Here is a 12,932-nt window from a genome sequence, read left to right on the forward strand (position 1 = left end):
AGTTATTTTTTATAAATGAAATTTCGGAAGACGGCTTTCCCATTGCCAAAGGCAAAAAGACCGGCACGCAGGCTAAGAAATTCGGCAAAAACGTTGTGGTTGTAGCCTGAAATGTCGATGCTTCGGTCGAATTTTGTCCAGTTTTTTCCGTCGGAGCTTTGATAAAAACTCACCTCGTTATTGTCGTTCAGAATGCGAAGAAAACCGTGATTGCCTGCCAATGAAGGAGAATGCGCTTTTCGGGATTGTTGTACAATAACTGAAGTCTCTTTACTATCAACCGCCAGACGAACATTGGCTTTTTCGTTGTAATAAAGAGTCAGGCCGGCGGTAACACCGTCCTCGATTGCATATTCAACGATCACTTCGTACTTTTTATCGGCAGCATTTACCAGTAAAGGCGAACTGTCGGCAAACGAATTACCCTCGGCGGTCAATGTCAGTTTACCATCGCTTACCTGCACCCGTTCGGGCTTGAAAAGTTTATAAAATTGCCATTGCAACCCTAACGTATTTCCCGAAAAATTGTCGGACAATCCGATCCCGTCATTAGAAGGTTTAGCCTGCGGTTTTTGAATTTTAGCCCCGCTTTTTACTCCTTGCGGAATGCGGAACCAGCCGTCTTTGGTCCATTCCACCGGCAACATCAGCGTTTGACGTCCCAATGTATGAAAGCCTTTTTCGTAAGCATGATAGAGAATCCACCATTTGCCGGTGGCATCATCCACAAGCGTACCATGGCCCTGACTCCACCAGGTCTCGTCCCTGTTTTCGGTGTGAATGATGGGATTATAAGGCGAGTTTTCCCAAGGTCCTAACGGATTTTTAGAACGTGCCGTCACCACCATGTGCGAAGTGGCCGGGCCGGCTGTGCCACCTTCGGCTACCGTTTGATAGTAATAGCCGTTGTGATAAGTAGCTTTGGGCGATTCCATGCAGAAACATTCGGTGCTCCATGTTTGCGGGAACTTCCAGCCGTCGTAAAATTTCACCGCTTCCCCGTCAGCTGCCAATCCGTCGGCAGTGAGTTTGATATAATAACCGTTGGATAGATAAAGATAACGCGTTCCGTCTTGTGCAACCAGGTGTCCGGGATCGATGAATCCGTGAATCTTAAGGTCGACAGGCTCCGACCAGGGGCCAGCAGGAGATTTGGCATACACTGCCCAAAGCGTGCCTCCAGCCGGAAAGTAGATATAGTAAGTGTCGTTCACTTTTACAAAATCGGGAGCCCAAACCGAACCGACATTTTTGTTGAGCGCGTGAGTCACCCGTTCCCAATGGATAAGGTCGGTAGAATGCCAGATCAACAATCCGGGATAGTAATTGAATGAAGAATGGGTCATGTAAAAATCATTGCCCACCCGCAGAATGGAAGGATCGGGATAATCTCCACCCAATACGGGGTTGGTATAGGTTTGATTATCAATTTTTTTATGGGTTGCCAGCTTGTTAGCTCCAAAAGTAGGCATAACAAACATTGAAATCAATAATCCGCAAAGGATGTGTTTGATGTTTTTCGATGTCTTCATATCGGATGTTTTTATTTTATCAGTTTCAGTAAGATTGCCATATAAGGTTTTCCCGGTAATGCAATCGTCCGATTATCGCTTTCGTAGATGCCTTTCGTATCGGCTTTGGTGATTGTGAAAACCCTGAGGGACATGTTGTTCATTCCCCAAAATGGTCTATTTGTTCGAAGTTTTCGGTCTCTCTTTCATAACTATCAATGTTATCGCTGACGTGCCCGCAGTTGCTCTTCGGTTAGCCCGTTTTTATGGGCTTCGATATAATTGATCAGCATCCGCATGTTGTGAATATAATCGCCTGTTGAAATATAAAGGGCATCCGATGGATCACGGTAAGGAGACGTATCCGTTTCGTCACCCACAAATGTCTTTACGTACTCTTCTGTCGGTTCTTTTTTTACCCCGTCGCCAATATACGGATGGCTGGTCATTCCGTGTTTTACTAACCAACGACCTTCTTTATCGAGCGACTGTACTGCCCTTTTTACGAAAGCGTCATCCGGTATGCGTGTCGGACGTTCGTGGCTCAAATCGTAATAGGTTACAGGAGTATCGTTTCCGTTATAGGTTTGTTCCAATAACGGAGAATCTTTTGTAGCTTCCTCAACCGGCATAGCGCACAACTTGTTGTATTCATCCTGTAATTCCTGAATATTGACATACGATTTACCGCCGTAATGGCTCAGCAGATTGGTATCGTTGTAATCGACGTAATAGTAGCCGTAAACAACATTTGACCCTTTGCGATGAGGATAAATTGCTTTGTTAGTTCCTACTTCTACAAACTTTGGATGGGAGTAGCGTCCGTTGTCAGTTTCATTTTGAGGTAGACGTGTTTGCTCTAACCATTTCAGGGCTAACGGAATCGGATTTAGGAACTTGCGATCGCCGGTATAGCGGTAGAAGTCCATCAATTGTTTGATGATAGCTTCGGTGTTTCGGGGCAACAGCGCTTTGGGTTCGTAGGTGCGGGCACCGGCAGTCTGAAGATTCAGATCCATTTGTTGACCCCATCCGCCACTGGCATCCTGTGAAATGATATAGAAATTCATGGCCCGTCTTATCGGATCGAGAAAACGTTGTTCGCCCAGCGTCAGATAACATTGGATGAGGAAATGGATATTTTCCCAGATCACGTCGTCATTGTAGGTGTAATAAGAAGTATAATCAGGATGTCCTTGCTTGTTGAAGTCGTACATCAGCGGATAGCGTTGTGGCCATGCACCGATAGGGTATTGGCTTTTAAGGATGAAATCGATGGCTTTATCCAATGCCGGTTTATAAGCAGGATCGAGCTTGGTTAGATACATGCGCAGCAAGAAACGGGCTGTCTCTGATGTGACGTTGTCGTCGAAAGTACAGTTGCCGTAATAATGCTGGAATTCTTCGAGACGCCAACCGTTTTTGCCAACAGTGTTGTACCACTGTTTCAACGAACGATCGCCTGCAAAATCGATCAGATAGTTCCAACCGCCTTCGGGATGTTGTCCGTAGATGATCGCATTAGCTGCTTTTGTGGCTGCCTGATAATAATATTCGTTGCCGGTTGCACGATAGGCATCGAGCAGCATGTGCCCCACAAGTGTTGTTCCGGGATCCTGAAGCCAAATCATTGTTTTAGTGGCTTCCATTTCTCCCCAGCGGCGACTGAAATCGGGAGTGTAGTACCACAAATAGCCACCGTTTGTACTCACTTTTTCAACCATGAAGCGGGTAGCTTTCAACATGGTTTGTTCTACGTCCTGTGTCAATCTCGAATTGTCCTGTCCCTTGCTCATTTGAGTGCAAAAAACTACAGACAAAACAGAAAGAAGGAATACCTTCATTGTTCTCATCGGTAATAAACTTATTGGTTAGTAAAATGAGTTCAGGTTGAATGGTTCGGCCGGCAGGTTGTTATTTTCTGGTGAAAAGGTCGGGTGTTAAGGCTTTGGGTGTGATTCTGATTTTGTAGATGGCTCCTTTGAACCATGACAGTTCGTTTTGTCGGACTCCGAGGGCAGTCCTCCCCGTGAAGAACGGAGTCATCGGAATATTTTCCTGCAACTCTTTTTGACCATTGACGAAGGTTGTCAATCTGCCTTTGTCAACAACAAACGCTACATGATACCACTGGTTCGATGGATGTAGCAACGTAGAGTCGGCTAATGTTTTCTTTGAATCGTTCGCATTTAGAAACGCATCGAAATACCAACCTTTGTTAGTGGATCGGAGTTCCATCATTACGCGACTTCCTTTTATCTCACCGCAATGGAAGAACCGTTGTTCAAATTTCCCTCCATCGTCAGGGCGGAAGATAGCTTCAACGGTAAATTGTTCCAGTCCTGCTAATGGCATTTGATTGATGAAAATGCCATCTTTTGTTCCGTCAAACAAGACGGCTTTACCGAATTTAGAAGAAATTATTCGGGGATTCCCCAATACGCGGACACTATCTTTTGTTTTATCTAAAAACTTGCAGATAATCCATTCGGTATGGTTCTTACCGTTGAATTTAGCTTTCCCTTTTTGTGCTTGCAGGCATAAGGGCAGGCACAGAAGGATCAACAGGAGTGAATAAATTCTGGTTTGTGCCATGGATGTTAAGGTTGTCAAATCAAAGAGTCCGGTTTTGCGCCGGACCCTTTATCTGATTTGTAGTAAATAAATCGGCCGTTCGATAAACCGACCGATTCAGGCATAAGTTCAAAAATTATTGTTATTGGTTAGGGAATCCATAACCATTTGTAATAGTGCCGTTTGAACTATTTACTGTGTTGCTGTTGATCGGATAGAAATAAATCGGAGCTTTCGTTCCATCAAAATTCGGGAAGAAATTTTGATAAAACTCTGTACCATTGCTTGCAATTTGAGATCCCCATGCAGTAAGAGTCATGCTCAAACCACTATCTTGTTCTACAATACTGGTTGCTTGTCCTGTTTTCAGCATTTGCATCATTTGCAGGAATGTCAATCCGGTTTGTGTAGTTGTTCCAGAGGATGTAGTAACTTTTACTTTAGTGGGAGTCCATTGAGTAAACAATCCTTTTATTGCCAAATTGGTTTTACCGCCCGAAACTGCAGCTGCACCTAAGTTTTCCCAGCTGTCAAATTGACCTCTCCATCCCGGAAATAAATAAGGATTAGTTGCATCAGAACACTGAGTGGTCAAACGATAGCCTTTTGAAGTTTTAAGGTCTCCGGTAGTTGTCCAAATATATGCAGAGATGGTATTTCCGTTTGCAAATGTGTAAGCAAGCTGGTTGTTGTCTGCTAAAGCTGTTGCCATTGCCGTATTTATCGTACGGGTTTGTTTAACAGCATCTGCAATCATTCCTGTGCGAATCAATACATTACGGCGATCTCCTTCGCCACCAAATTCCAAAGCCCGTTCCTTGATAATGGCATTAAATAATGATCCGGCATTTGAAATAAAGCCATCAACATTTGCTAATGCTGCTGAAGCGAAAGCACGTTCGTGTACCTGCTTGAGTAACCCGTATGCAGCAGTGCTGTTAGGATCCAATACGGCATTAACTTCCGCATCAAGTAACATGATATCCGATATTCTCATAAAAGGAGCGTTGATACCTGAGCTTCGTTGTGATTTTGTATAAGGATTAGGTTGACGGTTTTCATCAAACTTATTCATGCACAAACCTCCACCAGAAGCTTTGCTACCCGGTGTAAATGGGATCAACTTTTCAACCCCTTTTCCAGTACTACCTGTTACAGTAACTGTTACATCACGGCGCATATCGTTATTATCAAACCATCCGTAGTAATAAACCGGTTGGATGCGTGCTTGTCCATATGATTTACAAGGGAATTGATTAGAAGTACCTCCATCAGAAACACGTCCTGAAGAATACGGCCGTTCGTTAGAAGTTCCAACTGTCATCGGTACTTCGTAGATAGATTCATCTGCAAAATTGGTAGAACCAACATTGTTCATCAACTGTTGGAAGAAATATTGATAGGGATTCCCATATGTTCTTCCTAATGCATCTGTAGTACGTGGGTCGTTTGTACGGAATACAACTGAACCTGGATTGGCAATTGCAGCATCCAAATAAGTCTTAGCAAGCGTAAAGAATTTTTTGTAATCCTGACGACGACCATAAAATGCTCCATTGTTGTCTGCACCTATTTTGTCAAACGTTAAGGCATTTCCGGCGGCATCAATATATTTAATGTCATTCCGGCGGGTTGCATAGCCTCCGGCATAAACACATATGCGGCCAATCAAACCCTGAACAAAGGTTCTGGTAAATACGCCTTTGCTCACCTTGTTTCCATTATAATCCGTTTCCCCGGGGCGATACATTAAAGGCTCAACCTGTTGCAATTTAGTAAGTTCTCCCTCGAAAATAACATCACGTGGTGTCAATCCCACTATGCTTTGTCCGATATGTGTGATGTAAGGTACATCGCCAAAATAGCGGATCAAATCCAGATAACATTGAGCACGTGCAGCAACAGCTTGTCCGTATAGGAAGCCCCAACCAGACGGCGTTTTTGCATTTAGAATAGTATTGAAATCACTACGATTTTCAATAGCTGAAATGGCGTTATTAGCCAACATGATTACCGAATACAAGGCTGTATAGGTTCCTTTACCATCAGATTGGTCGATGGTATAAGTGCTGCTGAAAGCCGATACTGCTTGTCCATTTTCATAAAAGCCTTCAGGATAGTGTCTTTGCAATTGTCCTGAATAAGCCTCCGGGTGTCTTTCAATATCTGAGCCTGGAACATCCAGTGCATAAAAAGTGCCGGCACCATAAACATTAGATCCTGCACAAGAACGCCAGGATTCACGTAATCCCGCTAAACCTGCTTCGGCAATGCTCAAATCCTTATATACAAAACTAGCATCTACTACCGAAGGAGAGGATACCTGGAGGAAATCTTTACAAGATGTCATGGTTGTTGCCATAGCGCATACAGCCAATAACGAATATATTAATTTCTTTTTCATAATCATTGTCAGTTTATTGGTTGTTAAAATGTTACATTTACACCCAAAGTAAATGTACGGGCACGAGGATAAGAGTTATAGTCAACACCTGGTGTGGGGAAATTGCCACTTGAAGTAATTGAATTCACTTCAGGATCAAGACCGGAATAGCCACTCAAACAGAAAAGGTTCCCTCCTGTTGCATAAATACGTACATTTTCAATGGCTGCTTTTTTGAGGATTGATTTTGGTAGTGTATAGCCAATTGTCAGAGTACTCAAACGAAGGAAAGACGCATCTTCAATCCAGTTGTCTAAGATGATCCCATTTTCGAATGTAGGCAGAGCATAGGTCGCATTTGAGTTAAGTCGCGCCAGATTGTCAGGATCCGTATAATAGGCTATTTGACCGTCTTTAACTTCCCAAAGTCTGAATGTATTGCTGAAATAGGAATAGTGATTAGCTCCGAGCGATCCATCCTTGTTGCCGAAGAAATCAGCCATTGCTTGAGCATTGTAAACCTTTCCTCCAATTTGCCATGTGAAGTTCGCGCTGAAATCGAAGTTTTTGAAGTTTCCATTGAAGTTGAAACCACCTGTATGTTTTGCTCTCATGTCGTACTGATTTACTTTCGCGGTTCCATCAGCATTGGTAGCTATTTTCAGGCATCCCGGAAACGCTTTTTGTCCTGTAGGGAGAACAAATGTACTTTTGCCCGGATAATTGACACTTAACGGAAAATCTGCAACGCCTGATTTCAGTGTATAAGTTTTGCTTGCAGCATCATAATTGAAGTCATTCAGGGTATAGTAACCTAAATTCTGGCAACCCATTAGAGTTCCCACTGAATTGCCAACAATCAACTGATAATCATATGACAATGGAGTCTTTAGCGTAGAGCCCCAAATTTGACCGTATTGTGTGATCATACCCGGAGCCAGTTGCTCAATTTTATTGAGATTATAGTTATAGTTCAAACTTGCTTTCAAATTGAAATCTTTACTTTTTATAATAGCAGCATTCAAAGAAAGCTCAATCCCTTTATTAGAGGTTTTACCAACGTTTTGATATTGGTAGGAATAACCGGTTGTAACATCAACAGGAGCTCTTAACAACAAATCTTTGTTAGTATTGTAATACAAGTCAATAGTTCCGTTAATGCGATTCAAAAAGCCGAAGTCGATACCGATATTTCTTGAAATTGTGGTTTCCCATTTCAGATCAGGATTAGGAAGCATACTGCCCGGAACATAAGTGGTCACTACATTTCCATTAACCTGTGCGGTACTTGTGCTCCAGGTATCCTTCCACAGCGAGGAGTTGATATTATCAGCTCCGGATTCACCATAGGATATTCTCAGCTTCAGGTTGTCCAGCCAGCTTTTGGTCTTGGCCATAAAGGGTTCATCCACAACACGCCATCCCAATGCAGCGGCAGGGAAATATCCCCAACGATTGTTGGGTGCAAATTTTGTAGAACCATCAGCACGGAATGTTGCTGTAAGTAAATAACGTTCTAGTAGAGTGTAGTTCGCACGGCCAAACCAGGACTGTGTTCTGGAAGGTGTACCAATAGAATAACTACGAGTATCTTTCCCTAAACTACTATTGGTCATGGTAATCATGCCAAATGCATCGTTGAATCCAAAAGAAGAGGGATATCCGGCTCCGGTTATTTCAGTGCTGTTGCTGTTTGACATTACAACTTCCTGACCTGCTAATACATTCAAAGAATGAGCTTTCCCTAATCCTTGAACCTGGTAATTCAATGTAACCGCATTGCGAGAACTCCATCCATCAGACAAGTCCAATTTTGCATATTTATAGGCGGTATTATAGCCATTATCCCAATATTTGTCATCGCTATTAGATCGTTTCAATCCCAGTTCATCATTTAAGGTAAGGCCTTTAATAATCTCCCAGTTGAATGTTCCCTGTCCATTGATATATTGATCTTTATTTTTTTGTGTATAGTTGTTGACGATACTTACTACATTTTTGCCAAGATCAATGTTGGCATCACCATTACCCCAGCCGCTATAATTGGTTCCGTCACCAAGTGGTTCTATTGCACGGTATTGATATGCTGATGCTAAATTACCTAAGTCATTTTTACCATTGGTAACAGATTGCATGTAAGCTAAGTTCAATCCGAACTTCATATTTTTCTGAAGCTGGTGTGTCAGTTTCAACGAAGCATTCCAGCGTTCGTATCCGGAGTTGATACGAATTCCATTGTCGTTCAGATAGCTTCCCTCGAAAAGGTATTTTGTTTTATCAGAACCGCCAGCAATACTCAGGTTATGATTGTGAGACAAAGCAGTACGAAGTAAGTCCTTCGTGTAATTATGTGTTTGCATGGAGCCATACTTTGTCCAGTTTGCTGCTGCATTAGCATCGCTTCCTAACCCGAAGAAAGTTGACCCAATGCCAGCATATGAGCTACCTAATAATCCAGCATATCCCCACGTGTAAGCTACGTAGTCTTGTGCACTATTTACAATATCTAACGTTTTTGAAGCTGTTTTTGATTGAATATAACTGCTGTATGAAATAGTTGTTTTTTCTCCTTTTGCATTTTTGGTGGTTACAAGAATAACACCATTTGCTCCACGGGCTCCATAGATTGCCGTAGAAGACGCATCTTTTAATACGTCGATGCTTTCAATTCTATCTGCGGGGATGTCCGAAATATCGCTTACAGGGAAACCATCTACGATATAGATTGGGTCGTTACTTTGAGTAATAGAACCTCCACCACGGATTTTGATAGAAACGGCTGCGCCGGGACGACCGTCCTGCGACATTACATTTACACCGGGTAAATGACCTTGCAGCGCTTCTGTTACATTTGAAACTGGATTGGCAGCCAAATCTTTACCGCTTACGGAAGCTACAGAACCTGTTAAGTCCCGTTTTTTTACCGTTCCATAACCAATTACGACTACTTCGTCCAGTTTTTTGGTGTCCTCTTTTAACTGAACATTAATTGAGGTGCGTCCATTAACAGGTACTTCCTGGGAAGTATAACCTACATAACTGATTGATAAAACTGAACTGGCAGGAGCTTTTAACGAGAACTTACCATCGATATCTGTAACGGTACCGACAGTACTGCCTTTGAGCTTGACGGCAGCACCGATGATGGCTTCGCCTTTCTCATCGGTAATTACCCCTGTGACATTGCCACTCTGCTGAGCTAATGCAGCAGTAAATGAGCATAAGATCAATAATAGAAATAAACACTTGATTTTTTTCATAAACACTTTGAAAATAGAGAGTTGTTTAAAGGTCAAAAAGGTTTTATCCGTGTCCGAACACGAAAACGTGATTTTGATTAATTGAAGAAAGTACTTTTTATAAATACTTTAGGTGCAAACGGGAAAAAGAAAATTCAAACCTTTTTCCTTAATCGATATTTAAACAGGTGATTCTTGTGATGGATGCAGTACTGTTCTTCCTGCAATCTGAAATGTGGAGTAGGGATTACGATGTTAGCTTCATGAATATTAACGGTTGTTTTAAGGTTATACTTATTGTTGGTTTCTTTTCGTGCTGAAAGGTCGGATTATTGTCTCTGTTTTTAGGATATTTAACTTTTAAATATCCTTTTATTTGATTTGAAAATCTCTCTCTTATCTCCATTTCGTGCACGAACACGAAATTTACTAACAATAAATCCTTTCTTCAAAGGATGCAAAAACAGGTTACAATATTATTTTTTATTTATGATGTGTTATAAAAGTATTAGATCGTATATTTTTATTTATCAGTTTTTTATGTGTTGTGTTTCGCCCGTCTTCTTGTGCTAACGGCAGTTTGTGTTCTTCCTTTATGGAGGCAATGCATATTAGTTGTGCACAAAGATAATATATCTATTCAATATAACAAAGATTATGCAATGGGAACTCATATAAAAATAAAAGTGAATGATTTGATAAAGGAAATATAAAGGCCCGGACTTTTTTAAGCCCGGGCCTTCGTTTTCATATCTGATAATTCACGCAATTATACTTAAAACCGTATTGTTATTCCAGCAAGACAATTGAATCCTGCCTGCGGATAATACCCGAAGTCATTATAGCGTTCAGGTTGGCTGGCAGGATTTGCCTGATAATAGTAGGAATAGGTCCAGGCATTGCTGATATACTGCTTGTTGAACAGGTTGTTCAGTAACAGCGTCAGGTCAATTCCTTTCACCCCTTTTACCGGCAACGAATAGCTCAGTCGAAGATTATTTACAAGATAGCCCGCTAAAGAGCGTGCGTCATTTCCTGTGTTGTCAATGTATTGTTTGCCAACATACTGTGATTGAAATCCGGCTTCAAAATTACCTTTGGTAAAAGTGAGCAAACTATTGGCTGTTACTGAAGGGGAGAAGGAAATCGGCGTATTACCAAGGTGATTTACCGTTTGCTCTGCCCAGTCCCAATTGTCACCCGAATAGGTGTCTACATATTCGGTAAAATTTTTAATCCGGTTGCGGCTCAACGTCAGGTTGGCATCCCAACGCAACCATGACAGCGGTTTGATCCCGCCTATTAATTCAATACCTGAGCGATAACTAACAGGAATGTTTGACGTTAAGGCTTCTCCGATATCATTGAGTTTGCCGGTCAAGATCAATTGGTTATGATAGTACATATAATAGAGGTTTACTCCGGCCGTTAAAAGCGAATTGTGGAATTTGTATCCGGCTTCGTAATCATACAATGTCTCATTCGTAGGCCATGTTTCTGCAGAACCGTCGGTGTAATTGGTACGGGTCGGTTCACGGTGTGCTACTGCAAACGATGCAAACGCTTCATTGTTATTATCAGGACGGTAGAGTGCTCCTGCTTTCGGATTAAAGAAATTGAATTTCTTATCCACAGCCAGAAGTTGCATTCCGTTGACGGCATCGTCCCATTCGTCGTTGGTGCCGTTCAATGAGTAGGTCACACGACGGTATTGAAGGTCACCGTAAACATTAAATTTGGGAAGCAACTCGTAATTGGCTTTCAGATAAATATTTGCATCCCATTTGCTTACTTTGCTGCGGTAATATTCCGAGTTTGGTAACAGACTGCCGATATAATTTTTTACCCAAATCACTTCGCCCCAGTGATTCCCCCAGTAGCGGTTAACTCCACCGCCAAACTGCGCAGAAATTTTTTCTTTGTTATAATTCAAAGAAAAGACGGCACCGGCAAAGTCGTTACCCATTTTTTTCTGACGAACCAAATCGCTTGTCTTGTAAGTTGTTCCGTTTTCGGTGAAGGGGATTAATGAGTATTTGTTCAATGACTGATCTTGTTTATACTCCTCGTAATAACCATCACCACGTGTATAGTGCAAACCTGCATTGAGAGTCAACGCTGGCGAGAAACTATGAATGCCAAGTAATTGGTAGTTTGTCTGCGTATAATTGTCAGTCTGATTTTTATAATAAAGAGGCTGACCATTAGCATCATAACCCATAAAACCGCAAGGATTGTAAGTACGGTGCGTCGCCAAAGAGTCTTTGGGAACTCCATCCCAGGCGTGATAGGTTTTTTCTGTTCCCCCAAAGGTCACAAACTTAACCGTAGTCTTTTCTCCATAATAACCGGCTTGCAGGAAGTAGGATTTCATGTTTACCGATGCCCGGTCGATATAGCCGTCGGATGTTACCGAAGAGAGCCGTGTGTCGATTGCCCAATGATTATTTAGCAGGCCTGAACTTGCCTTGGCTGTCATTTTCAATGTATTGAACGAACCATAGGCCATGTTGAGTTCGCCTGATGCTTTGGGAGCGTAATTCTCAGTTTGTAAATTGATATTGGCACCGAATGCGGCGGCACCATTGGTGGAAGTTCCCACCCCACGCTGAATCTGCATCCCTTCGAGCGACGAGGTAAGGTCAGGTACATCCACCCAGTAGGTTCCCTGTTCATCGGCATCGTTGTAGGGAATGCCGTTGATAGTTACGTTGATACGTGAACCGTCGGTGCCACGGATACGGAAATAAGTATAACCGATACCGGTTCCGCCATCGGAAGTTGCCACAAAAGAAGGTGTTTGTGATAATAAATAGGGAACATCCTGACCGAGGTTACTTTTAGCCAGTGTCTCTTTGTCAATATTGGTGTAAGCCACCGGTGATTTATCGGTAGCACGGGTCGAAAGGACTGTTACTTCGTCCATCTGACGGGAGGTTTTTTGCAACTTTATTTCACCGTTGAACGGAACTTTAATAGTTTGTTCAACAGCAGAAAATCCCACGAAAGAAATTTTTATTTTTGCCGATTTGCCTGGCACGGCATGGAAATTGAATAGACCGTTTGCATCGGTACTTTGGCCTTGTGCTCCAATGACAACGGAAGCTCCCGGAAGCGGCAGCCCGTTTTCGTCCACCACTCGCCCTTTCACAACGCTCTGTGCCGAAAGGGATAGCACAAATAACTGCAACAAGGCAGCCAACAAAATTTTTCTCATAACATTCA

The 12,932-nt window shown here is 42.4% G+C and carries 7 protein-coding genes; all 7 read right to left on the reverse strand.

Annotated elements, in window-relative coordinates:
- Positions 1 to 2: 2 nt before the first annotated feature.
- The 7 genes from F8N35_RS00115 to F8N35_RS00145 all read right to left on the reverse strand — a co-directional run bounded on the left by F8N35_RS00115 (position 3) and on the right by F8N35_RS00145 (position 12,924).
- A complete protein-coding gene (locus tag F8N35_RS00115; protein ID WP_293049331.1) occupies positions 3 to 1,532 on the reverse strand; it encodes a family 43 glycosylhydrolase in 1,530 nt (509 codons plus the stop codon).
- An 11-nt stretch (positions 1,533 to 1,543) separates the two neighbouring features.
- Positions 1,544 to 1,675 carry a hypothetical protein gene (locus F8N35_RS00120; protein WP_293049332.1) on the reverse strand — a complete coding sequence of 44 codons (132 nt, stop codon included), beginning with the start codon at positions 1,673 to 1,675 and terminating at the stop codon, positions 1,544 to 1,546.
- 57 nt (positions 1,676 to 1,732) lie between these two features.
- Positions 1,733 to 3,364, reverse strand: coding sequence for a pectate lyase (locus tag F8N35_RS00125; protein ID WP_293049333.1), 1,632 nt, complete (start codon positions 3,362 to 3,364; stop codon positions 1,733 to 1,735).
- 61 nt (positions 3,365 to 3,425) lie between these two features.
- Positions 3,426 to 4,106 (reverse strand): LamG domain-containing protein, encoded by a 681-nt coding sequence (locus F8N35_RS00130; RefSeq protein WP_293049334.1) that lies wholly within the window; start codon positions 4,104 to 4,106, stop codon positions 3,426 to 3,428.
- Positions 4,107 to 4,227: 121 nt separating this feature from the next.
- Positions 4,228 to 6,489: a RagB/SusD family nutrient uptake outer membrane protein gene (locus F8N35_RS00135; protein ID WP_293049335.1), complete on the reverse strand. Its 2,262-nt coding sequence runs from the start codon at positions 6,487 to 6,489 to the stop codon at positions 4,228 to 4,230.
- 23 nt (positions 6,490 to 6,512) lie between these two features.
- Entirely contained in the window at positions 6,513 to 9,728 is a 3,216-nt protein-coding gene (locus F8N35_RS00140) for a TonB-dependent receptor (RefSeq protein ID WP_293049336.1), read from the reverse strand.
- Positions 9,729 to 10,482: 754 nt separating this feature from the next.
- Positions 10,483 to 12,924 (reverse strand): TonB-dependent receptor, encoded by a 2,442-nt coding sequence (locus tag F8N35_RS00145; protein WP_293049337.1) that lies wholly within the window; start codon positions 12,922 to 12,924, stop codon positions 10,483 to 10,485.
- Positions 12,925 to 12,932: the final 8 nt, after the last annotated feature.

Source organism: Paludibacter sp. (assembly GCF_009712605.1).
Lineage (GTDB): Bacteria > Bacteroidota > Bacteroidia > Bacteroidales > Paludibacteraceae > Microbacter.

Coding starts and splice junctions, on each gene's coding strand:
- F8N35_RS00140 (WP_293049336.1), bottom strand. CDS start 9,728: ATGAAAAAAATCAAGTGTTTATTTCTATTATTGATCTTATGCTCATTT.
- F8N35_RS00120 (WP_293049332.1), bottom strand. CDS start 1,675: ATGAACAACATGTCCCTCAGGGTTTTCACAATCACCAAAGCCGATACG.
- F8N35_RS00145 (WP_293049337.1), bottom strand. CDS start 12,924: ATGAGAAAAATTTTGTTGGCTGCCTTGTTGCAGTTATTTGTGCTATCC.
- F8N35_RS00130 (WP_293049334.1), bottom strand. CDS start 4,106: ATGGCACAAACCAGAATTTATTCACTCCTGTTGATCCTTCTGTGCCTG.
- F8N35_RS00115 (WP_293049331.1), bottom strand. CDS start 1,532: ATGAAGACATCGAAAAACATCAAACACATCCTTTGCGGATTATTGATT.
- F8N35_RS00125 (WP_293049333.1), bottom strand. CDS start 3,364: ATGAGAACAATGAAGGTATTCCTTCTTTCTGTTTTGTCTGTAGTTTTT.
- F8N35_RS00135 (WP_293049335.1), bottom strand. CDS start 6,489: ATGAAAAAGAAATTAATATATTCGTTATTGGCTGTATGCGCTATGGCA.